The sequence below is a fragment of the Virgibacillus sp. M23 genome (assembly GCF_034190895.1).
GTDB lineage: Bacteria > Bacillota > Bacilli > Bacillales > Amphibacillaceae > Virgibacillus > Virgibacillus salarius.
In genome coordinates, this window is sequence record NZ_JAWDHA010000065.1 from 1 (window position 1) to 24,834 (window position 24,834).

Genomic DNA, 24,834 nt, shown 5'->3' on the forward strand with positions numbered 1-24,834 from the left:
GCTCTCATCGATAATATTTACCAGAACATATACCGGCATGGAAGGAAAGATCATCGTTGTCAGCATAAAAGTCCTTTTGATGTCTTAAACATTGCGTATAAAGTACATTTCCGTGCCGCGTAAGTAACAGTGTAAAAAAGAAAACAAGTACCCATAAAAGAATACGGATTAAACTGGAAAAATATGTTTATATTTTCATTGCACCATACTTCTTTTTTATTAGCTTGACGGCTATGGGGCACGGCCTCAGCTAACTTGGTAAAGAAAAATACGTTACCCGTTACCAAGTGGATCTTCGGGCTCGTGCTGTTCACGCCGGAGTCTCGCTTATTTCAGGTGCTAAATGAATGATTCCAATCAAAAAACGAACGATAATTAATTTTAACTAATTAATTTCATCAACTAATCATCGTTCGTTTTTTATTGTTTCTTCATTCTTTTGTCTCAGCTTCTTTTTCATAGTTTAGGAAATTATAAAATTTGAGCCTGTGGAATGATCCGGGCGTGTTGTGCTGCTTCCAGCTCTAGCACCCAGAAATCAAGCACATTCGCTTTTGTTCTTAATCAAAAATTAATTCATTAACCTTGTCTCTATCTAGCTTCTTAATTGTCTCTACAATTAATTTTACAGTGTTTTCAAAGTCATCACGATGCAAAATTCCAGCATGCGTATGAATATAACGAGTAGCTACTGTAATGGATAAAGAAGGTACACCATTGGCGGTTAAGTGGATAGAACCTGAATCTGTTCCTCCTCCTGCCATAGATGTAAATTGGTAAGGGATATTGTTTTCTTCAGCCGTTTCCACAACAAAGTCTCGCACACCCTTATGGGATACCATAGACGCATCATATAATACAATTTGTGGTCCCTTTCCTAATTTACTATCAGCATCATGATCAGAGACGCCAGGAGTGTCTCCAGCAATTCCTACATCAACTCCAAAGCCGATATCTGGTTCAATGGCATGAGCAGCTGTTTTTGCACCACGAAGCCCAACTTCCTCTTGAGTAGTACCAACTCCATAAACAATATTCGGGTGTTCTGAATCCTTCAGTTGCTTTAGCACTTCAATTGCAATCGCACAGCCGATACGGTTGTCCCATGCTTTAGCCAACAACAACTTCTCATTTTTTAAAGGTGTAAATTCGAAATATGGTACGATCGAATCTCCAGGCTTCACACCAAAATCTTCTGCTTCTTTTTTACTAGATGCACCAATATCTATAAACATGTCCTTAATTTCTACTGGCTTTTTACGAGCATCAGCTGAAAGAATATGTGGAGGCTTGGAACCTATAACTCCCGTAACATCACCTTTACTCCCCATAATTGTAACACGCTGTGCAAGCATAACTTGACTCCACCAGCCACCAGCTGTTTGGAAATAAATAAAACCATTATCGTCAATTCGAGTTACCATAAACCCTACTTCATCTAAATGACCGGCAACCATGATCTTAGGTCCATTCTCCTCACCTGTTTTCTGAGCAATTAGGCTTCCTAGGTTATCATAGAAAACTTCATCCGCATATGGAGAAATGTAATTTTTCATAATCTTTCTTGGTTCTTTTTCATTTCCTGGGATACCCTTTGCATCCGTAAGTTCCTTTAGCATCGTTAATGTTTCATCTTGTTTTGCCATATGTACATCACCTCATAACTTGATATATATTTATTATACCTTCATTGGCAGAAAGTACAAAATATTTGATCGTCATTAGTCCTAGTAGCCTTCATGCTGCCGGGTATAATTTACCTTATTTTTTTCTAAATATGCATACTTAACATCTTTTTCAGAAAAACCTAGTGCACTACCTAACTGTAAGTACGTTCTCCATAGTTGATCATATGTATATTCATTTTGATCTCGGTAGAATGCATCACAGACTGTAAACATACGTAAGAATAATTCTGTCTCCGTTTCATCTACACTGGGGAGAGCCTCTCCTTGATAGTAGTACCCTTTCGTTATACCTAAAGACAAGATAAAATGAATACCATCTACATATTCTTCCAAAATTACTGATTTTTCACTTCTAGGTTTATTACTCCAAAACTTAAAACATCTAGTTTCATTTGCTAACTCTCCTAGTTCAACTAGTAGTGCTAAAACCTTATCTTTAAATACCTCTTCTTTCTTAATGTTATTGTTTTTTTCGATATAACTATCTAATTCTGTTTGCATATTGTATAATTCTTTCCAATTCAATTTGTCCCCTCTTTTCTCTTTTTTACGATTGTATCATGAATCCATAAAAATAGTGAAACCTACGAACAGTATAGTACGTATAATAGGGTAATAATAATCAGGGAGACGGTTGTATGATCGTAATTTTATTTCGCATTCTTATCTTTATTGCACTTGCACTACTCATATATACGTGGGTACAATACTATAGAAATCCTCAACGACGACTTCTTATTGCAAAAGCTGAGCATAAGTTTTATTTTTTGGATGAACCAAATAACAGTAAAAAGAATGTTCAATTCGTATATAAAGGCTGCTTGTTTGAAGGAGAGAAGTACGTAGGAACAACAGAAGATGCATTTGAGGTTGTTAATATTCACGTAACAGTTAAAGACTCTTTAGAGTTACGAGGATTGACAAGAGATGATTTATATTTCTTAGAAAAAGAGATATTAATTCGTTACCCATATGCAGATATTGAGTGGAAACATCCAATCAATAAGTTATTTATAATGGATTAAACGGCACACATCATTTATTCATCGTGTGTGCCGCTAATCATGAATCATATACTTTCTTTTGTATGGACAGGGAAGAATTCTTGCCATTTAATTATAATTTCCTTTCTACGCAGTAAATAAAGAAATGGTAGCAATACAACTAGAAACACGAAGATATAAAGAGGAGTTAAATTCGAAATCCATTGGCCAATGGAAGTATATACGAATGCCAATGGAATGTTAGATAATAAGGATGATTTCGTGTAATCTTTAAATCCAGCTGATACCTCTAATAGACATAATGATAGTAAATGAAAGTGTATAAATGGAATTAGTCGTAGTAGTGCGATTTGTGAAGTTGTAAATGCGGATCGTTGGCCAACTATTTTTGATTTTAACTTCATAAATTTCTTTATTGATTTTGGCATTTTATTTACAATGAAATAAAATAAAATACTGGATAAGGTGATCCCAATTAAGGAATATAATGTACCTGCTACCGCTCCAAAAAGAATTCCGCCTGAGATGCAAATAAAAACTACTGGAAGAAAAAATAAGGGCCTTAATAAATGAAAACTAATAAACAATAAAGGAGCAAATAACCCCCCTGTCTCCATAACAGCCATTAAATAATTTCCGAAGCCCTCCATAACCCGCCTCCTCCTCATGCTGTGCTATTATAAACGCTAGGACGCGCATTAGTACATGTATATGACAAGAGACGAGCCTTTATGACATCTAGAGGAAGGAATAGCTAATTATTATTACTACTTGGGCTAGGAATAGAGCTGGTATGCCAATAACAAAAGATCGATGTTTTGTTTTGTGACGGAACGACTGCATCCCCAGCCAAGCGCCTATCGATCCACCTATAAGCGCAAGCAGCCAAAATGTACGTTCCGGAATCCGATATTTTTGCTGTTTTGCCTTTTGCTTATCCAATCCCATAAACAAAAAAGTAATTGCATTAACACCTATTAAATATGGTATAAAACTTGCCAATTCCCTCAACCAACTTTCAATTTTCATTTTAAAAAAAGACCAAAATTCTGCGATTATTGCAGTATTTGGTCTTTTCCTAATACTTATTACTAATCCATACCTTAGATGGATTCTTTTCGATTTATTTTAAAGCTTCTTTCGCCTTTGTTACAAGTTGAGAGAATGCTTTTTCATCATGTACAGCTAGGTCAGAAAGCATTTTACGATTAATATCGATTCCAGCAACTTTCAAACCATGCATTAGCTTGCTGTAAGACATATCATTTAGACGAGCTGCTGCATTAATACGAGAAATCCAAAGCTTACGGAATTCACGTTTTTTCTGTTTACGGTCACGATAAGCATATTGACCAGACTTCATTACTTGTTGTTTTGCTGTTTTAAATAACGTTCTCTTCGAACCATAATAACCTTTAGCTAGTTTAAGGACGCGTTTACGACGTTTACGCGTTACTGTTCCACCTTTTACACGTGGCATAATAATTCCCTCCTAATACAAATCAAAATAAAGTTTAAAAATCAATAGTTGACATAGTAATGCTTATTTATATGGAAGCATTGTTTTAATTCGTTTGAAATCACCAGCAGATACTGTAGCACTTTTACGTAGTTTACGTTTTTGTTTTTGAGACTTATGTGCGAACATATGGCTTGTGTAAGCATGTGCACGTTTTAGTTTTCCAGTACCTGTTTTCTTAAAGCGTTTTTGAGAACCTTTATGGGTTTTCATTTTTGGCATGTTGATTTCCTCCTTATAACATCAGCTTTGTTGATTTGACAGTTTCTTCTTAACTGTATATTTACTTTTCGTTCACTGGTGCAAGCATCATAAACATATTACGACCTTCCATCTTTGGCTTCGTCTCAATAGTCGCAATATCTTTTACTTCTTCAGCAAATCGATCTAAAACTTCCCTGCCGAGCTCTTTGTGTGTAATTGCACGTCCACGAAAACGAACAGCAGCCTTTACTTTATCGCCTTTTTCTAAAAATTTACGAGCATTTTTTAGCTTCGTTTCAAAATCATGGTCACCAATTCCAGGCGTAAAGCGAACTTCTTTGACATTAATTACTTTCTGCTTTTTACGTGCTTCTTTTTCTTTTTTCTGTTGCTCAAAGCGGTATTTCCCATAGTCCATAATACGACATACTGGCGGTTTTGCATTTGGAGCAACAAGCACTAGATCAAGATTTCTCGTTTGCGCTATCTCTAATGCCTCATGACGAGATTTCACGCCAAGCTGATCTCCATTTGAATCAATTAACCGTACTTCTCTTGCACGAATTTTTTCATTGACATTCATATCTTTGCTAATTATCATCCACCTCCAAAAAAGTTTAACGCTGTGATCATTATCGACAAGTCAATTTCATCATGAAAAAAGTGCGGGCATATATGCACCCACACGTCTCCAATCGTTTATATAAGAGTCGGAACCAGTCAACTACCAACAGGTGTCAATCAGGTGAGAAGCGGGTGCTTCTACTTGTCTCAGATCATTCAATTATTTTCAACTTAATTATAGTAACACAAATAAAAGAAACTGTCAAAAAAGATCAATAAGAAATTTATATCATCGTATTAGAAATTCCAATTACAGCTAGTTAATACTACTCGTCCTTTTTTATCAAAGACAACTCCCTCTTGTTCAAGCAATGTCCTTTGATTGAGAAAATTAGGGGCTAATTCTCCAGATTTCTTTACAACTCTATGACATGGTAGTCCTTGAGGTGCCTTATTCATGGCCCATCCTACTACCCTTGCATTATGAGGATGCTCTAAAATTCGAGCGATTTGCGAGTAAGTAGCTACTTGTCCTTTTGGAATTTTTTCTACTAACTGATAAACTTTTGTAAAGAAGCCGTTATCCATTTTCTTTTAACCTTCTCCTTTGTGTACTAACTCTATTAATTTTATCATAACATTCATTTGCTACAGTTGCCCAGCAACGCGCAAAAATAAGTGAATTTCATATTAGCGACCACTCCATTCAATTTCATTACACACTTCATTCCCTATTCTTGGTGTAATCGATTCATGGACAATACTGGTTCACGATTGCAATAAGTCGCTCATTATTTTCAGAAGAAACTTTCTCTGATAGTCTTGCACCAGCAATGATAGGAGCCCATTGAAAAATTTCGTCGATGGATAATCCACTCTTTTCACAATAACAAGATACATACGTATCTGCTAATTCCATTGAGAATTGTGAATAAAGAAGATAGGTACGATATACATCGGCACGGATATCCCCCGAACTAGCGTCAACCCAATCTAAAATAGTTACGTTACTAGCTGTGCTAACCAGATTAAATAAATGGTAATCTCCATGACAAAGCTTAGGTTCATAGGAGATTGATTTCATTTTTTGGATTAGCCTTAACTTTTGATTGTCCGTTAAATAATCAGTTGATTCAATTTGTCGCTGTAACTTTACAGACATTGTTTCCATTGAATCTGCAATGACAGCATGTATGTTTTGTTGAATATCAACCGAAATGGAAATGTAATCAACCAACAGACTATTATCCTTTTCCAGTAATTCCCCTAGCGTACTACCCTTTATATATTCCATTATTATCGCTTGTCTTCCATCAATGATTGTTACATCCAATACGGTTGGAACATGAAGCCCACATGATAAAGCAATACGTTGTTTCGTTGCTTCGTACTCAGATGTTTCTTTCGGTATGTTCTTATGAAATAGCTTGACAATTTTATTGTCCAATAAATAAACTTCAGCTGTATTGCCAACAGCAATTTGGTTAATTAATTTCACTCATGTCCTCTCCCCTATTCACTTATTCGGAGATTTATCGTCTCTATTTCTACACATATAAGCAGGTTGCTACAGATCAATTCTTCTCTTTATATAGTAGTTCTATTTCTTTTTGTTTTTTCCTCTTACTATTACATCCCACTATATCTCCAATTTCATATAAAACAGCCTATTCCTCTTTCAAAATCAATAGGAATAGGCTATTTGACTTATTAAATGGAGATAGGAAAAATACGAAGTTAAAACAAAAGCCCAATTATGTTGAAAATGCCTTAGCTAACACGGAATCTATTGGAGCACGGTGCTTATGCAGCCATGTTCTCCCAGAAGTCTATACTATCGGACTATAATAACTATTGTCGAACCAACAAATAGAAGAGGATGTTTTCGTTATGTCTCAGGCCTGTATGTTTGTTCGTTTAGCGGTTCATTACTTTATTAGCTATCTCATGCTTTATTAAATTAGTAAATGTCTCAAAACTGAGCGTTTCCGATTCTTTTTGACCATAACGACGGACATTAACCGCATCTTCGTTCACTTCATTATCTCCTAAAACGAGAGCAAATGGTATTTTCTGTGTTTGTGCTTCACGAATCTTATAGCCAATTTTCTCATCTCGTTCATCGACAGTAACACGTACACCGTCAAGTCTTAATTTATCGGCTACTTGATTCGCATACGCTAGATGAGCCCGTGGTGAAACAGGAATCACTTTAACCTGTACTGGTGCAAGCCATGTTGGAAATGCCCCTTTATATTCTTCAATTAAAAATGCTACAAACCGTTCCATTGTCGATACAACACCTCGGTGAATAACAACAGGGCGGTGTTCTTTACCATCTTCCCCAATATACGTTAAGTCAAATCGTTCTGGAAGATGAAAATCCAACTGTACAGTTGACAGTGTTTCGTCTTTACCTAAAGCAGTTTTTACTTGCACGTCTAGCTTCGGACCATAAAAAGCAGCTTCTCCTTCTGCCTCAACATAATCAACTTCCATTTCTTCCATTGTCTCTTTTAGCATCGCCTGCGCTTTATTCCACATTGCATCATTATCTACATATTTTTCTTTGTCTTCCGGATCACGATAGGAAAGACGGAAATAATAATCCTTTATGCCGAAGTCCTCATACACTTTTTGGACAAGCTCTACAACACGAATAAACTCATCCTTCAACTGATCAGGTCGGGCAAAAATGTGGGCATCATTTAGTGTCATTGCTCGCACGCGTTGAAGTCCTGCTAAAGCTCCTGACATCTCATAGCGATGCATAGTCCCTAATTCCGCAATTCGTACAGGCAGATTCCGATAACTGTATAATTGGTTTTTATAAACCATCATATGATGTGGGCAATTCATTGGACGGAGCACTAATTCTTCATTATCCATTTTCATTTCTGGGAACATGTCATCTTGATAATGATCCCAGTGTCCACTCGTTTTGTATAAGTCTACACTTCCTAATACAGGTGTATATACATGGTCATAGCCGAGACGCTCTTCTAAGTCAACAATATAGCGTTCAATTACACGACGAATCGTTGCGCCTTTAGGAAGCCATAATGGTAGACCCTGTCCAACTTTCTGAGAAACTGTAAAGATATCCAATTCCTTACCTAGCTTCCTGTGGTCACGTTCTTTTCGCTCCTCTAAAATACGAAGATATTCATCGACTTGACTTTGTTTGGCAAAAGCAGTTCCATAAATTCGCTGTAGCTGTTGATTATTGCTATCACCACGCCAATAAGCTCCAGAGATACTAAGTAGCTTAAATGCTTTAATTTTATTTGTAGATGGAACATGAATTCCTCTGCACAAATCAAAAAATTCGCCTTGTTTGTAAATCGTTACTTGCTCATGCTCAGGTATTGCATCGATGAGTTCTTGCTTTAAGTGGTCATCCTTGAACATTTTCTTCGCTTCATCACGAGAAATTTCGATACGTTCAATCTCTAGAGCTTCATCGACAATCCGCTTCATTTCTTTCTCTATTTTAGGGAGGTCATCTGGTGTAATGGAATGCTCCATATCTATATCGTAATAAAATCCTTCTTCGATAACCGGTCCGACACCAAAATTGACATCAGTATACAGACGTTTTATTGCTTGCGCCATTAAATGTGCTGTCGAATGACGCATGATTTCAATCCCCTCATCATCCTTATTCGTAATAATTTCTATCTTTCCTCCATGGTCCAATTCACGTCTTAGGTCATATGGAATCCCGTCTAGTTTTACTGCCAATGCCTGCTTTTTCAATCCTGATGAAATAGAAGCAGCTATATCCTCACCTGTAGTTCCTGCTGGAAAGGATTTTTCTGCTCCATCAGGAAAAATAAATGCTAGTTCTTCAGTCATTGCTATCACTCCTTTTTCAAATTAAAAACGCTCGTCCCCTTTGCATCTAAGCAAAGGGACGAGCGTTGGTCACGTCGTGGTTCCACCCTATTTCCCGTATCAAAAATAAATATTACGGCTTCATACATCCATAACGCAGATGATACGCTGCTACTTACTTTTTTTCATTCAATAGCAGGGTTCAAAGGTGGTAAATCATTGTTAGTAAGTTGGAAGCTTTCAGCCACTGGCTTCCTTCTCTTTCCATACCATATCAATGAATTATGTCCTTATCATTACCTGTAGCTTAACATATAATTATATAATTTGTATTATAGCTTCAGTATAAATGAAAAGCAAGTCTTAATGTTGTTCGTTCTTAACATAGTAAGGAAATGGAAAATGATGAAATGGTTTAAACATTACTTTCTCTTGAAATACATTAATAACGGTAAGTGTCTTCGGTTCAGACGGATGATCCCCGTAGATGTATATATTTCTGGGAGCCATTGCCACAAGCGGAGACAAATTTAATTCACCCTCATCCAACCCAACAATATATAAAGGTTCTTTTTGCATGAGCATTCGAAGTTCCATTTTCGAGAAAGGTTTTCCATTTTGTTTAAAAAAAGAGAAGGATTTCCCTTGTAAAACATGAACAGTATCAACGATAGACTCTCGCTTTGCAATGTACTCTCGTAACATATTCACAAATTCTTGGTGATCCTCTTCCCGTTTAAACTCATCAATAGCCAACCCGACATAGTGTATGACATAATCGCGAAATACTTTCAATCGGAACTTTACAATAGAATCGTAATGTATGGTTGCTGTATCCTTTATATTTGCAATAAACAATGACTCCAATACTTGATATGGATCCTCCTTTTTCCTTACGAGTAAGCTATCTTTATCTTCACCCGACATAATCCAATTGGTTAATTCAAGAATTTCCTCCATCTCATCTTTACTCGTAAAATAATAAAACTCTTCAATTACGGTTGATATCATGTTGCTCAATCGATAAGAAATAAATACATCTGTTAAAGATTTTGCAATTGCCTCTGTTAGCATATGGTTTGGAATTTGATCCTCAAACTGCAGATGATTCCCCCAATCTTCATGAGTTTTCCAGTGCAGATTAATATTTTTATTGTATTGCCGCACCTTTTCACAAAATCGAATGACTTCCTTATCTGACTCAATAAATAGTTCCACCAATAAACATCACCCTCATCCAACCAAACTGTTACATTATATGGACAAAGAGTGAAAATAATGAGTAATCCAGAAAAACTACTATCTGCACCTTGAATACAAGATTTATAGAGTATGCTACTGCCATTACTTCAAACTAGTTGATACAAAAAAACGATTTAAAAAGTGATGAAGCTGGTCCATAAACTGAGCAAATTCTAATAAGTCCATCTGTTGCTTCGCATCCGATAATGCTACCGCTGGGTTCGGATGAACCTCTGCCATAATACCATCCGCACCAGCTGCAAATGCTGCTTTGGCTTGTGGAAGCAAAATATCTTTTCTACCAGCTGCATGTGAAATATCAGCGAATACCGGTAAATGTGTCTCTTGCTTTAAAATGGGAATTGCTGATATATCAAAGGTATTTCTTGTCGCTGTTTCATATGTGCGAATACCTCGTTCACATAATATGACATTTTTATTTCCTTCGTTTAGAATATATTCTGCGGCCATTTTAAACTCATGTATCGTCGCAGACAATCCCCGCTTAAGCAATACGGGTTTATCAAGCTTTCCTACCGTTTTTAACAAATCAAAGTTATGCATATTTCGTGACCCAATTTGTATAACATCCACGTAATCATAAGCTTCAGCAATACTTTCCGGGCTCATAATTTCTGTAACGACTGACATATTGTACGTTCTAGCCACTTCAGCTAGTATTTGCAGCCCTTCGATTCCCAAGCCTTGAAAATCATATGGTGACGTTCTCGGTTTAAATGCCCCACCACGTAAAAGAGAAACACCTCTTTTAGACATTTCTTCAGCGACTCGATAGACTTGCTCATGGCTCTCTACGGAGCAGGGACCAATAATAAATTGTGGTTGTTGCTTACCGATTAACTCATTACCTACATGAATTACCGAATTTTCTTCTTGAAATGCACGTGAATGTAAGTATACCTTGGTCATTTTCTCTGTATTTTTAAATTCTTCATCTGAAAGTGCTTGAAGAACCTGTTTTATCGTTTCCGTAGTATAAGGACCTTTATTTTTAGAATTTATATCAACATCTGAAATCTTCGAATTACGTAGTGATTCAGCTACAAGTTGCCCTTTTGCACATAATAAATCTAGTAATACTTCATCGATATTTTCAGCTTTACGCATGGACATCTTCTCCTTTGAAATGTGTTTAACTGAATAGGTTACAGATCATTTAATAAGTCATTGAAATGACAAAAACGTAATCCTCCAAACGCTTTTTCATCTACCTTGGTTGTACAGATGGCTAATGAATAACCGTTAATGTCTCTATATTGTTGACATGTATAACCTTCTATTATTGCTTTGGAGGAGGTATGGATAAATTGAATTCGACTGCCTAGTAAATTGTTGACAGCAAAAGAGTGAAGTGGTGTCAATACTCCCTTTCCCGTTGCCTTTACAAAGCTCTCTTTAGCAGTCCATATCTCATAAAATGCTTGTACCGGTCGTACATGTTTAAGCATTTCAGTATATTCCTTTTGAGAAAACAGATTCTTAACTACGCTACTTTCAACAGATTGTATTTTTTCTATATCTACACCTACAGGGTAATGGTGTGTTGCTAACGCCACCCAATCACCAGAATGGGAAATATTATACTGAAAGGAAGGAAATGCTGGTAAAAATGGTTTACCGTATTGTGTAATCTCTATTTTTTGTACTGGCAGCTTATACCCAGTACACCGGTTAAAGGGATGACGCAGTAATAGCTCTCCGATCAGCTTACGATACATATCCTCGATCAAACGATACCTGCTTATTTTATTTTGAACTCTAACAGATATATAAGGAAATAACCATTGAATTTCTTGATGACTTCTTTTATTAGGGAGTTTACATACATATAGATTGGTCACTACCGTTCCCTCCTACATTTCTATCAAAAGAAACTAGTCTTAATTGTTCACTGTAGCCAATGAAGAAGGTAATAAAGTGAGAGTGAAACTCCTTCCGTGGGCGTTTTGTTTATCCCCACGGATGGTTAGTACCACAAGGGTATGACCTAAAGGCCTCTGAACCAATCGGACATTTACTGGCAGTTGAACCACCTCTTACCAATATTGCTCTTCATTGCTTGAAGTGGGAGCTTACTGCCAGTTATATGCGGGATAAATCCTTCCAATTTGTTTCAATATAGTTCATGCAATTGTCTCTATTATCTTCGCCAAATATTACATTCCAACCACCCGGTATATCGAGAAAGGAAGGCCAAAGTGAATACTGGCCATCCTTATTCTTTAGTACAACATAGGTACCATTAGGATTTTCCATTGGATTAGTCATTTTCGTGTTTCTCCTTTCTATTCATTGGCTTGTAATTGTAAGAGATTCTGTAATAAAATATCACCAATTTCTGCTAATGGTTCCGGCTGGCACATATCTTTATGGCGACAATGAATATCATACACTTCCATATCTCCATTAATATATGGCCTCCACGTTTCTGGTGAAATTTCATCAAACCACTCTGGGATAATCGTAGAACGGAAAAACAGAACGTCTCCCGAATATGCTTTTGGTTTGTATTCACTTAAAATACGCACCGAATTTCCATATGTTTCTTTTAAGTTTAATATCGTTTGATCACCGAGACTCGCAAGTGCACTACCGTTATTTCGTAATATTTTAAGTGCATTCTCAAAATTCAAGGCTTCATCACCAAGAGTTTCGGGATCAAATCCTCCTAACGCTAGTAGAGCCACAAGCGACTCTTCATCATCCGGTGTATTCTTTATAGGAAGGAAGTGACTTGGATACGCATCTAGCATGGCAACTAACGATACAGTATCTCCTTGCTCCTGTAATTGCGTAGCCATCGCATGTATCACATTCCCTCCCAGAGACCAACCGAGAAGCTGGTATGGTCCATTTGGTTGAACTTGTTTTATCGCTTGAATATATTCACTAGCCATATCATCAATAGAAGGAGGAAGTTGACCAGAATCAGCAATCCCCCTGGCTTGTATACCATATATCGGAAAATCTTTTCCTAAACTATTTAATAATCCTGCATAACACCAACTTAATCCCCCTGCAGGATGCACACAGAAGAGCGGAGCCTGAATACCGCTTTCTCTTAATGGCAATAGTACATCCAAAGCATGATGATCTCCTTCTTCTGAAAGTTGATCTGCAAGCCCCGCTACAGAGGGAGCCGCAAACAATGTACCAATATTCAAGTCTACACCAAGCACCTGCTTTATTCGTGTCATTAATTGAACAGCTAATAAGGAGTGACCTCCCAGATCGAAGAAACCATCATCAATACCAACTTGCGGTAAATCAAGAATTTCTGCAAATAAGTCACATAGAATTTCTTCTTGTGGCGTTCTTGGGATTCGATAAGCGTTGCTCGTACCATATTCAGGGACAGGTAATGATTTTTTATCTAGTTTTCCATTTGGAGTTAACGGGAAAGTTTCTATCATTACATAAGCAGACGGGACCATATACTCAGGAAGTTGTTTCGCAGCAAACACCTTCCAATTTTCTTCCTCTGCCTTCATGTCACCCTTACAAGTAATATAAGCGACAAGTCGTTCGTCACCTGGCTGATCTTCCCGTACCATTACGACGACATCATCAATACCCGGATGCTTAGTCAAGACTGCTTCGATTTCCCCTAATTCGATGCGAAAACCTCTTAATTTTACTTGCTGATCGGCACGACCGATATAATCTAAGGAACCATCATGCTTCCAGCAGGCGAGATCGCCAGTTCGATACATGCGACTGCCGCTAGTTCCATACGGATTAGCTATAAATCGATCTGCGGTTAAATCCGGTCTACCTAAATAACCTAAAGCCATACCAGCACCAGATACATATAGTTCTCCTACTACACCAGGGGGAACAGGGTTTAAATAATCATCCAACACATATACTCCTAAATCTGGAATCCCCTGACCAATGACACTATTCGCATTTAACGCAATACTTGCTTTATCTAACTCCTTATAAGAAACATGAACAGTTGTTTCCGTAATGCCATACATATTAATTAACTGTGGATAATTTTCCTCATGTCTCTCATACCATTCTTCTAATCGATGAAGATCTAATGCTTCGCCGCCAAAAATGACATACCGCAAGTTTAGTTCTTGACTTACATCTTCCATCTGTCTATCTACCTGAATAAGCTGATAGAATGCAGAAGGCGTTTGATTAAGAACTGTAACCTTTTCATCTACCAAAAGTTTCAAGAACGCTTCCGGTGAGCGACTGATCTCATGCGGGACGATGACTAGCTTTCCACCATACAACAGGGCACCCCACATTTCCCAAACGGAAAAATCAAATGCATACGAATGGAATAAAGTCCAAACATCTTCCGCATGAAAATGGAACCAATGCTCCGTCGCTCCGAATAATCGAACAACATTCTGGTGTGGAATAACTACACCTTTTGGATTTCCCGTCGATCCCGATGTATAAATAATATAAGCTGGATGATAAGGAGACAGCGAACCATTACGATCACTATTTGTCGGATTTGACGTTTTCTGTTTGTTCAACTGATGTGTTGTACGCTTTTCATCTAAGACAATAATAAACGTTGGATCATCATGAATAAATTTCTCTTTATGTTGATGATTCGTAATGAGACATACAGGTTGCGCATTGTTATACATATAAGTGATTCGAGCTTTAGGATAGTTCGGATCTAGCGGGACGTATCCTGCACCAGCCTTTAAAATCCCAAGTAAACCAATGATCATATCAATGGATCTTGACATTGCTAGAGCGACAAATTGATTCGGCCCTACACCCTTTTCTATTAATAGATGAGCAAGCCTGTTTGCCTGTTGATTGATATCTTCATATGTTAATGATGTATTGTTACATACGATAGCTTCTGCATGCGGATAATTCGCCACCTGTTTTTCAAATAAATCTGGAAGTATATTTTCTACTACTTCCATTTTCTTCCTGATCCAATCAGACAAGATCATCTCTTTTTCACAGCTTCCCAAAATAGTTAGTTTACCAATAGGTTGATCAACATCGATTATTGCTGATTCTAGCAATTGCAAAAATCGTTGGAACATATGATCAATGGTTTGATGATTAAATAAATCTGTACTATACTCAACCATTCCTTTTACACCATCTGGATTTCCTTCCTGATTTCTATATTCTTGAAATTCAACAGTTAGGTCAAATTTTGCTGCCCCAACACTCTTCACCGTTATATCACTCTCTACTTCAGGTAAATCTAAACTGGGGTTCGGTGTATTTTGTAAAGCAAACATTATTTGAAATAATGGATGCTTTGAGCGAGATCGCACTGGATTTAATTCTTCAACTAATCGTTCAAACGGTACATCCTGATGTTCATAAGCATTTAAATTTGTATGACGGATTCTCTGTAGTAACTCACGAAAACTAGGATTTCCAGAAGTATCCGTCCGTAATACGATCGTATTAATAAATAAACCAACAATTTCTTCTACTGCATCATCATTTCTACCAGCAACTGGAGTACCTAAAGGAATATCTTGTCCCGCTCCAAGCCGGGTTAATAATGCCGTAAATCCAGCTTGCAATACCATAAAAAGACTCACACCGTTATGTTTACTAATTTTCAATAGATGGTGGTGAAGTTCAGGATTAATGGTAAAATAATAACTATCGCCTTGATAAGTTGACTCTACTGGACGTGAATAATCTGTTGGTAGATCTAACTGATCTGGCAGATTTGCAAGTTCCTGCTTCCAATAGTTTAATTGATTTGCCATCAAGCTTGTCCGATTATTTTCTGATCCCAATAAAGCTTCTTGCCATAATACAAAATCTATATAATCCAACGGCAACGCAGGCCAATTAGGTACTTCACCCTTGCTTCGCTGTTGATATGCGCTCTCTATGTCCTGTACAAGCGGACGAAGCGACCAACCATCACCAACAATATGATGAATTAAGAGAACAAGTACAAATCCATTCTTCTCGATTTGTAACAGCGTTACACGAAACGAAGGTTCTTCCGATAGATTAAAACAATAGGTTATTTCAGAATGAATGGCTTCATTCACCTCCGTTTTATCTATTTGTCTCCGGTGAATGACAGGGTTAGCTTCCTTTATGCTTAAAATTAATTGAAGCGGATTTCCTTCGGTCTCTGGAAAAATGGTCCGTAATGACTGATGTCGATCTACTACATCATAGATGGATTGTTCTAGGGCATTAATGTTTAAATTGCCTGTTAATTCAACAACAACTGGAATATTATAAGTTGCACTGGCTCCTTCCAATTGATGAAGAAACCATAGCCTTTGCTGTGCAAATGATAAAGGGATGTTGGCTGGTTTTTCCATTTTCTTTATCGGTGGACGAGCTAGCTTACCATCATTAATCTCATCCACAAGACTCACAACGGTTGGTGCTGCAAATAGTTTACTAATACCAATATCCACGTTAAAAATCTGACGGATATGATTAATTAACTGCCCAGCAAGTAAAGAATGACCTCCTAGATCAAAGAAATTATCATCAATTCCAACACGATTTACACCTAACACTTTTGCAAATAAATCACATACGATTTCTTCTTGCGGCGACCGAGGCTCCCTATCTGATACCACTTGATCCATATCTGGAGCGGGGAGTGCTTTGCGATCAAGTTTTCCATTAGGGGTTAGTGGGAGACTTGGAATGATAAGATAAGCAGATGGTTCCATGTAATCTGGCAACTTATCTTGTACATGGTCACGAATTTTATTCTTATCCAACAATTCATCTGCAACAAGATAGGCTACTAGCCGATGATTATTTAATTGGTCCGCAAATACAACTACAGCAGCTTGTTCCACATCTAGATGTGTCATCAGTACATTCTCAATTTCACCTGGTTCAATTCGAAATCCTCGCAGCTTCACTTGATGGTCAGACCTACTAATATAATCGATTGTTCCATCGTTTCGCCACTTCGCAATATCCCCTGTATAATACATTCTCTCTCCAGAATGGCTGAAAGGATTAGCTATAAATCTTGCTGCAGTTAATCCAGGGCGATTTAAATAGCCATTGGCTAAGCCCTTTCCAGCGATATAGAGATCGCCAGGAACATTGGGAGGTAAGGGGTTTAAAGCTGCATCCAAAATATAAACCTTGGTATTTTCAATGGGTCTGCCAATGAAGGGTTTAGCTTCATTGCCTGTAATTGGCATAGCAGTAGACCAAATCGTCGTTTCCGTTGGTCCATATAAATTCGTTATGTTACAGTCTAACGCAAGTAAGTCCTCCATCAGTTTTGCAGCTAATGCTTCGCCACCAACCAACGCTTGTAACCCTTGGATTGCATTGGGGCGATACGTTACAAGCGTTTGCCAGAGAGTAGGTGTAGCCTGCATGATGGTAATATTTTTTTCTTCAATTGCTTGTGCTAATTTAGCAGCATCTTGAATTGTTTCTTTATCCACAATGACACTTGTCGCACCGTTTAAAATAGGCAGAAATAATTCTAGAGCAGAAATATCAAATGCAATTGTTGTTACTGCTAAGAGTCGGTCGGTAACTTGGATATTGAATTTCAATTGCATTGACTCGAGAAAATTAATTAAGCCTTCATTTGTTACAACGACTCCTTTCGGCCTGCCTGTAGAACCAGAAGTATAGATCATATAAACCGGTTCTCTCCCAGAAACAATAGGAGAGGGAAAGGTTTGGTTATTCGAGAAAGTTAATTCTTCTTGTATGTTTTTATCATCTAGGTTTACTACAATTACTTCCTCTTTCTCCAATGAAATTTGATCTTTGACTGACGTAATAACACAAGCAGGTCGTGCGTCTTCAAGCATATACGTAATTCGATCTTCCGGATAGCTCGGATCAATTGGTAAATAGGCAGCACCGTTTTTTAATACTGCAAGAATAGCTATGAGCATTTCGTCTGATCGAGGTAGCATAATGGCTACAAAGTGCCCCCGCTTTACACCTCGCTTACGAAGCAAATGGGCGATTTGATTTGCACGGCCATTTAATTCAGCGTAAGAAAGTTTCTTCTCTCCAAACTCTACAGCAATACGTTCTGAATTCGTTTTTACTTGCTCTTCAAAACGAGTTAACAGTGGCTTATCAGCCATTTCACGACAGGCTGGATTCCAGTCTTCTAGCACCTGTTGTCTTTCTTCTTTTAGTAAAAGATGAAACCTACCAATTGCTTGTTTCATTGAGGAATTGGCTATATCTTCGACAAGTTTTTTTATTCTTCGTAGATGTAAATGCACCTCCTCTTCATGATAGACGTCGGGATTAGCATCTAAATCAAATCGTAAACCAGAATCATTTTTCTGATCATATATATTCAACGATAGGTCCTCAACTGGCCCTGTTGAAAGTTTGTATGTTGTTCCTTTTGCTTCTCCAAATCGCAGTGTATAATCGAAAGGCATTATATTTATCTGGGGTCCAGTCAAACGTTGGTTACCACCTAATAATTTGAGATCACGTTGCAAATCCTCATGTCTATAATGCTGATGCTTACGTATCACACGTATTTCTTGCTGAATTTGCTGAATCAGATCATGTAAGGATAAATCCGCTTGCAATGATAACCGTAATGGCAGTATATTCATCACAGTTGCTGGAACATGTAAAGATGATGTTCCAAAACGATTCATCATCGGTAAACTCAAAATAACATTTTCTTCACCAGTCATCCGATGTACATAAATAGCTAATGCTGCAATTATTATTTCATGCCAGCTACCTTTATGTTCCTTGGATTTATTATGAAGAGATGTAAGAATTGCATTATCTACGTAAGTTGTATCACTTATGTAATACGTCGGTAGATTCGTTGAACGATCTGCTAAACTAACCACTTCTGGATGATCACTAAAATGATTCATCCAGAAGTCACGATCAACCTGAAATTTCTCCGATTCTCTATATTTTCGGTTTTCAGATATAACCTTTATAAATGAGCCAAATGCACTACCCTCATCCCCTTTTTTTCCTTGGAGAAATGATGTATACAACGACGCAACTCGTTGACTAATTAAAGAAAAACCGAATGCATCTGCTGCAATATGATGGATTTTTTGATACCAAAAATATCGGTTATCATCTAGTTGAAAGATAACCTGTTTAAATAATAAATCCCGAGCAAAGTCGATGGGCTGTGACAAATCATCTTTCATCCATTTTTTCGCAAAATGACTAGGACAGGATTGGTCACGAGCATCAATATAATCAATAGAAAAGCCTCTCTCTAATTGAATGAATTGCGATGGTCCTTCGAGATCTTCTTCAATATTGACATGTAAACTCTCTGCTTCCACAATGGTCTGCCTAATCGCTTGTTTAAAATAATTCATATCCAAATCCCCTATAATATCCACATATTCTCCAGTATTGTAAATCGGGTTATTCGGATCTAGTTTTTGAGCAAACCAAATCCCTGTCTGTGCACCTGTTAAAGGAAATCGTTTGTGTTCCATTGTAGTCATAAACGTTGTTACCTCCTATCCATAGACACTACATTACGTATTTTGTGGTATCCCAGTAATCATTTCCCACCAATCATGAAGTGTAGGTCTTTCTACTAACTTCATAAAGTTAACTTCGATTCCTTGCTGTCTCCATTCTTCAACTAAACTCATCATCCGAATCGAATCAAGTCCTATATCTAGTAGATTCTCCCTATTGGCAATATCGTCAGGATGAAGATCGAGCAAATTCGCTATTTGTATTTTCATATCTGAAAACGAAAACGCGTCATCCTGATTTAAATCTTGATGTGAGATAAGATCACGTAAAACAGCTTCTGTAGTTAGACAGTATCCACATCGAGTCGCAGCATATTGTAGGGCCATTTGATGATCTGCCTCTGAAAAATCAGCTACTGCATCAGCTACAAAAAAGGATTGAATATCTTCCATAAATGCATCCGTAGCAGTAACTAAACAACCAATATGTGCATAGACACCTGTAATGATAATTTGATCCTTATCGCTTTCTTGTAAAATACGTAATAAATCTGACTTTTTAAAAGCACTATAGCGCCATTTAGTTAGCACCGTATCCGATTCAGCTGGAGTAAGCTCTTTAATAATCTGTGTTTCCTGTATACTTTCGCTTAATCCAGATCCCCAAAAATCTTGTAATAGTGCCCGATCAGCTGGAGCTTGATTGCCTGGCTGAGCTGTGTAGAATACTGGGATATTTAATTGTGTACAGCGTTGTTTAAGATCCTTAATATTGTTCACTAGTTCAGGCAAAGGAGATTGCTTAGAATCATAAGCATTAATAAAATATTGCTGCATATCATGTATAAGCAGAACCGCTCGTTTAGGATCAACCTTCCAGTCCACCTTATTATTTGGTAAATCCGAAGATTGCGGCATCGGATATGTCGTTATAGATGGAAGTCCCATCTTATCCACTTCCTTTCAAGTAATAATTATATTTTTAATTTTTGATCAATTTTTTGTCGTAGTGTTTTTTTATTGACCTTACCGAATGGAGTTTTGGGAAACGTTTCAACGATTTCTACACGATCAGGTATTTTATATGCTGCCAAACCCCTTTCCCTTAAAAATTGTTTGAACTCACCTGGGTGATCTGAAGCAGAATGGAGAATAATAAATGCACAAGATCGTTCACCAAGGAATTTATCCGGCATCGCAACAACGGCGACGTCAAATACATTTGAATGTGCCAGCAAATGATTCTCTACTTCCTCTGCTGCGATCTTTTCTCCTCCTCTATTAATTTGATCCTTATCACGGCCTTCTACGGTAATATAACCATGTTCATTTACACTAACTAAATCACCGGTTCGGTAAAAGCCATCACTGGTAAATGCTTTTCGATTATGTGCTGGCGCATTATAATAGCCACATATGGTATATGGACCACGGGTTAATAGTTCCCCTACTTCACCTGTGGCAACAAGGTTATCGTCTTCATCTACAATCTTTATTTCATCATATGGAGACATTGGTTTTCCCTGTGTGTGTATAATAATCTCATCCGGATCATCCAAACGAGTATAATTTACAAGACCTTCAGCCATTCCAAATACCTGTTGTAATTTACAGCCAAAAGAAGGTTGTATTCGCTGCGCTACTTCAGCACTAAATTTTGCTCCACCAACTTGAATAACCTGTAAGCTTGATAAATCATCCCTTCGATTTTTAATCGCTTCTAGCCATATCAATGCTATCGGTGGGACAAGCGCTGTAATCGTTACTTGCTCTTTCTGAATCAGCGGAAATGCTTCATCTGGACTTGATCCAGAAGCAAGAACTATCTTTCCTCCTGCATACAAAATTCCTAACACACCTGGAGAACTCATCGGGAAATTATGTGCGATTGGTAGCACAGCCAAATACACACTATTTTTAGTTATTTGACAAATTTGATTACTCACGCGCAATGAATACATATAGTCATCATGTGTACGCGGTATTAATTTGGACAGCCCTGTACTACCTCCTGACAACTGCAAGAACGCTATTTCACTTGCTTTAATTTCAGGTTCCTTAAAATCTGCTTGTAAATACAAATCAAAAAGCGACGTGTATTTATTTGCCTCACCATGAACGATGATATGTTCAAGTGAATTTACGCTTTTTTGTACCTCACTGGCTAACAATGTATAGTTAAATCCTCCATACGTGTCAGGAATAATATATGCTTTTGCTTCCGCAAATTCACAAAAATAGTGAATTTCGCTATATCGATGGGCTGGAAGCGCATATACAGGAATTGCGCCTAACCGAAACAACGCAAAAACGACATCAAAAAAGGCAATTTGATTAGGCAGTTGAACGACAACACGATCACCTTTTTGTATCCCTAATTTTTGGAAACCTACTGCTAGCTGATTCACTTTTTTATTAAACTCACTGTAAGACACTTCAACTTCTCCATCAGTCATGGCAATTCGATTCTCGTATTTTTTGGCATTTTCCGCCAATAGGTCTCCAAATGTTTTTCCTTCCCAGCATCCTTCCTCTCGATAATATGCAGCATATTCTTCTGGCCAAGTTGGACATCCATCTAGAACCATATTTAATCCCTCCTTCATATTTCAGGACTTAAATGCCTAGTCCCTGCAGCATCGTGCCAAACTTAGCTGCCGTTTCTGCTAATTCATCTTCTGGCTTTGAACCAGTGACTATTCCAGCTCCAGCAAATAACTGAAGGTTTCGACCACAAATTTCAGCACAGCGAATGGTGACTATCCATTCTCCATCTCCTGCCTCATCACACCATCCTACCATTCCAGTAAAAAATCCACGATCAAATGGTTCAATTTCTTGAATCGTATTGCGAGCAGCTTCTGTGGGGAAACCGCAAATAGCTGGTGTTGGGTGTAGAGCCATTGCTAACTCAATGGAAGTCACGTGCGGATCTTTTAGAATACCGTTAATTTCCGTAGAAAGATGCCACATTGCTTCTGTCTTTATTACTGAAGGTGTTGTAGGTACATGTAATTCCAGACAATATTCCTGAAGCGATTTTTTTACTGCATCTACGACTACTGCATGTTCATGTAAATCTTTGGCGGATTCCAATAATTCTTTGGCTTGTTGCTCATCCTCCAACGGATCTTTACAGCGAGGTCGTGATCCCGCTAACGGATTCGCTACTATTTTTTGTCCTGTCTTAGATACAAGCAATTCTGGGCTTGCACCAATTAATGTTCGAGGCTCAGTATCTTTCTGCTCATTCAATGATACATCAACTGCAAATGTGTATCCCGTTTTATTTGAGTAAGCTAGATTTTTTAATAATTGATGTGTATCTATCCTTTCAGCAGAGGTAATATGTAATGATCTGGATAAAACAATTTTTTGTATGTGATCTGTGTCAATAGCCTTTAGCCCCTTACGTACACCTTCCATATATACCTCAGGATCAGGAACTGCCTTTATTTCAAAGGTAGAGCTTGAAGCTTTCCTCCACTCTACTTGCTTTTTCACTTCTAATGGAGCAGCAGTAGATATCTCTTTCGGAATCACCAGTTTCGGTGACTCGGAAAAATCAAACGGGATCGCTCCCATCACAATTGGTCTGGCATGACCAGTCAATTTTGCTTGATTCAACGACTGTTTCATTTGCTCTACTATTCCGTGGCTATTTAACTTATGAACGTTTGCAAAAACTCCTTTACCCAAGATCATTTGCTTTGGCGATGCTAATAAAAAATCGCCCTTTTGATAATTTTGAAGTAAAGTTATCTGTTTACTTTGATTAGAAGCAGTAGTATTTATCAATTTATATCCTCCTTTGTATGAATTTTACAACCCTAATGTTGCTCCACCATCTACACATATATCTTCCATAGTAATATGACCAGCCATATCAGATATAAGAAATAAAATAGTGTTTGTTACATCAACGGGCTCTCCAATTTTTCTTAGCGGAATACCAAGTCGATATTCTTCTGCAGTACCATTTATCGATACTTGTTCTCCTGTGTCATTCTTCCACAGTTGTTTAAGCATCTCGGTGTTCGTTGATCCCGGCGAAACAATGTTGCAGCGGATATTATAATTGGCTAGTTCTAATCCTAAACATTTGACAAACATTGTAGTAGCTGCTTTTGAAGCTGCATATGCTGCCATCGACATTCTAGGCATTCGAGCAGCATTTGAACTAACTACGACAATTGCACCAGCTTGACGAGGGATCATTCGTCTTGTAATGGCTTGGACAATATGGAACACACCGCTAGTGTTGACTTCAAAGGTGGTATCCCAATTTGATTTAGGAAGCGAAACGACAGAATCTAAAAAAAGTACCCCAGCGGCATGAATGAGAATTTCAATTGGTCCTACTTCACGTTCAATCATGTCTATTGTTTCTGCGACCTTTTCATAATTACGAATATCCAGTGTAAAAGCTGTTATGTGATGGCCGTTTTGCTTTAGCTCACTTACAAATGCAAATAGTTTTTCTGTATTGTTATCCAGTGCAACTACATGAGCACCATTATCAGAAAGCCCTTCAACAATGGACTGACCCATGCCACCACAGGCACCTGTTACAACAGCAACCTTTCCAGTTATTCCTGTAAATTGCATGACTTCATTCCTTCCAATCTATTCTTGTACTAAATAGTTATCTAAATCATTCAATTGATAATGATTATCATTATCAATATTTAAGTTAAATGATAACTGTTCTCAATGATGAAATCAAGTAATAATTTGAACTTTTTACCAATTGGAAGTTTAGTACTGCTTCAAAAGAATTAGCGAATCCAAGTATCCTAACTAGCAGATAAGTCTTTTTCATTATGTACGCTAAAAATTATGCAGTAATATGAAAAACCGGAATATTATGATATATTAAATTTTCTTCCCTTATTTATACTTTTCTTTTCTGTAAAAGAACAAAAAGTGCAAACGCCCGAATAGAAACGTAGCGAATGGAGCGAGTCAACGGAAATAAAGGAAACAAAGTGAGCTTACGAGCCGATGATGACTTCTCCTAGGGCAATTCGTGAAGTTGCCTAGGTTTCGGACGCGGCTCAACATGCGCCTATTTATCCACAGGCTCAAATTTTATAGTTTCCTTCATTTCCAAGGCTATTAAAAAACCTGAGCAAAATTCGCTCAGTCCTTATCACTAAATGCTCAGATCTACGCTTCCTATAGTAGCTATTATGGAATAATAGCTACTGCTTGTTTGACCACCACTCCGGCTGCCCACTTCTCTTTCCGTGGGGTTTGTCCTTCAGCTAACTTTTTTAGCAAAACCCGCTCAAAAAAGTGGATCTTCAGGTCAAACATTTCCCACAGGAGTTGAAGTGGCC

The 24,834-nt window shown here is 37.6% G+C and carries 20 protein-coding genes and 1 other annotated feature; of the genes, 1 reads left to right on the forward strand and 19 read right to left on the reverse strand.

Features of this window, described 5'->3' with window-relative positions; all coding sequences use genetic code 11:
* Positions 1–560: 560 nt before the first annotated feature.
* Positions 561–1,646: a M42 family metallopeptidase gene (locus RVS70_RS18330; RefSeq protein WP_205388694.1), complete on the reverse strand. Its 1,086-nt coding sequence runs from the start codon at positions 1,644–1,646 to the stop codon at positions 561–563.
* An 81-nt stretch (positions 1,647–1,727) separates the two neighbouring features.
* Positions 1,728–2,213: a dUTP diphosphatase gene (locus tag RVS70_RS18335; protein ID WP_121605462.1), complete on the reverse strand. Its 486-nt coding sequence runs from the start codon at positions 2,211–2,213 to the stop codon at positions 1,728–1,730.
* A gap of 113 nt (positions 2,214–2,326) precedes the next feature.
* On the opposite strand from RVS70_RS18335, the gene RVS70_RS18340 reads away from it, so the two are divergent.
* Positions 2,327–2,713 carry a hypothetical protein gene (locus RVS70_RS18340; RefSeq protein WP_026683078.1) on the forward strand — a complete coding sequence of 129 codons (387 nt, stop codon included), beginning with the start codon at positions 2,327–2,329 and terminating at the stop codon, positions 2,711–2,713.
* A gap of 44 nt (positions 2,714–2,757) precedes the next feature.
* On the opposite strand, the gene RVS70_RS18345 is transcribed toward RVS70_RS18340, so the two are convergent.
* From RVS70_RS18345 to RVS70_RS18425, 17 genes are all read right to left on the reverse strand, one after another.
* Positions 2,758–3,342, reverse strand: coding sequence for a TVP38/TMEM64 family protein (locus RVS70_RS18345; protein ID WP_026683079.1), 585 nt, complete (start codon positions 3,340–3,342; stop codon positions 2,758–2,760).
* 88 nt (positions 3,343–3,430) lie between these two features.
* On the reverse strand, positions 3,431–3,721 hold the full coding sequence (locus RVS70_RS18350; RefSeq protein WP_200862598.1) for a DUF1294 domain-containing protein: 291 nt from the start codon (positions 3,719–3,721) through the stop codon (positions 3,431–3,433).
* 94 nt (positions 3,722–3,815) lie between these two features.
* Positions 3,816–4,172 (reverse strand): 50S ribosomal protein L20, encoded by a 357-nt coding sequence (gene rplT, locus RVS70_RS18355; RefSeq protein ID WP_026683081.1) that lies wholly within the window; start codon positions 4,170–4,172, stop codon positions 3,816–3,818.
* Positions 4,173–4,235: 63 nt separating this feature from the next.
* On the reverse strand, positions 4,236–4,433 hold the full coding sequence (gene rpmI / locus RVS70_RS18360; protein WP_026683082.1) for a 50S ribosomal protein L35: 198 nt from the start codon (positions 4,431–4,433) through the stop codon (positions 4,236–4,238).
* A 61-nt stretch (positions 4,434–4,494) separates the two neighbouring features.
* Positions 4,495–4,998: a translation initiation factor IF-3 gene (gene infC, locus RVS70_RS18365; RefSeq protein ID WP_026683083.1), complete on the reverse strand. Its 504-nt coding sequence runs from the start codon at positions 4,996–4,998 to the stop codon at positions 4,495–4,497.
* A gap of 68 nt (positions 4,999–5,066) precedes the next feature.
* Positions 5,067–5,189 (reverse strand) — a sequence feature (ribosomal protein L20 leader region).
* Between the two features lie 87 nt (positions 5,190–5,276).
* Positions 5,277–5,567 carry an MGMT family protein gene (locus RVS70_RS18370; protein WP_321134329.1) on the reverse strand — a complete coding sequence of 97 codons (291 nt, stop codon included), beginning with the start codon at positions 5,565–5,567 and terminating at the stop codon, positions 5,277–5,279.
* Positions 5,568–5,730: 163 nt separating this feature from the next.
* On the reverse strand, positions 5,731–6,477 hold the full coding sequence (locus RVS70_RS18375) for a phosphotransferase family protein (RefSeq protein ID WP_026683085.1): 747 nt from the start codon (positions 6,475–6,477) through the stop codon (positions 5,731–5,733).
* Positions 6,478–6,896: 419 nt separating this feature from the next.
* Positions 6,897–8,837: a threonine--tRNA ligase gene (gene thrS / locus RVS70_RS18380; protein WP_121605464.1), complete on the reverse strand. Its 1,941-nt coding sequence runs from the start codon at positions 8,835–8,837 to the stop codon at positions 6,897–6,899.
* A gap of 342 nt (positions 8,838–9,179) precedes the next feature.
* Positions 9,180–10,034 carry a sporulation protein YtxC gene (gene ytxC, locus RVS70_RS18385; RefSeq protein ID WP_226983661.1) on the reverse strand — a complete coding sequence of 285 codons (855 nt, stop codon included), beginning with the start codon at positions 10,032–10,034 and terminating at the stop codon, positions 9,180–9,182.
* Between the two features lie 126 nt (positions 10,035–10,160).
* Positions 10,161–11,192, reverse strand: a complete 1,032-nt coding sequence (locus RVS70_RS18390; RefSeq protein WP_034679931.1) for a bifunctional 3-deoxy-7-phosphoheptulonate synthase/chorismate mutase — start codon at positions 11,190–11,192, stop codon at positions 10,161–10,163.
* A 32-nt stretch (positions 11,193–11,224) separates the two neighbouring features.
* A complete protein-coding gene (locus tag RVS70_RS18395; protein ID WP_321134332.1) occupies positions 11,225–11,920 on the reverse strand; it encodes a 4'-phosphopantetheinyl transferase family protein in 696 nt (231 codons plus the stop codon).
* Between the two features lie 241 nt (positions 11,921–12,161).
* The gene (locus RVS70_RS18400) at positions 12,162–12,347 is read right to left on the reverse strand and encodes an MbtH family protein (RefSeq protein WP_026683088.1); all 186 of its coding nucleotides are present in this window, start codon (positions 12,345–12,347) and stop codon (positions 12,162–12,164) included.
* 17 nt (positions 12,348–12,364) lie between these two features.
* Positions 12,365–19,513 carry a non-ribosomal peptide synthetase gene (locus RVS70_RS18405; protein WP_321134334.1) on the reverse strand — a complete coding sequence of 2,383 codons (7,149 nt, stop codon included), beginning with the start codon at positions 19,511–19,513 and terminating at the stop codon, positions 12,365–12,367.
* A gap of 33 nt (positions 19,514–19,546) precedes the next feature.
* On the reverse strand, positions 19,547–20,440 hold the full coding sequence (locus RVS70_RS18410; protein ID WP_321134336.1) for an isochorismatase family protein: 894 nt from the start codon (positions 20,438–20,440) through the stop codon (positions 19,547–19,549).
* A gap of 26 nt (positions 20,441–20,466) precedes the next feature.
* Positions 20,467–22,080 carry a (2,3-dihydroxybenzoyl)adenylate synthase gene (locus tag RVS70_RS18415; RefSeq protein ID WP_321134338.1) on the reverse strand — a complete coding sequence of 538 codons (1,614 nt, stop codon included), beginning with the start codon at positions 22,078–22,080 and terminating at the stop codon, positions 20,467–20,469.
* 28 nt (positions 22,081–22,108) lie between these two features.
* Entirely contained in the window at positions 22,109–23,290 is a 1,182-nt protein-coding gene (gene dhbC, locus RVS70_RS18420; RefSeq protein WP_321134340.1) for an isochorismate synthase DhbC, read from the reverse strand.
* A gap of 24 nt (positions 23,291–23,314) precedes the next feature.
* Positions 23,315–24,100 carry a 2,3-dihydro-2,3-dihydroxybenzoate dehydrogenase gene (locus tag RVS70_RS18425; RefSeq protein WP_121605469.1) on the reverse strand — a complete coding sequence of 262 codons (786 nt, stop codon included), beginning with the start codon at positions 24,098–24,100 and terminating at the stop codon, positions 23,315–23,317.
* Positions 24,101–24,834 lie beyond the last annotated feature (734 nt).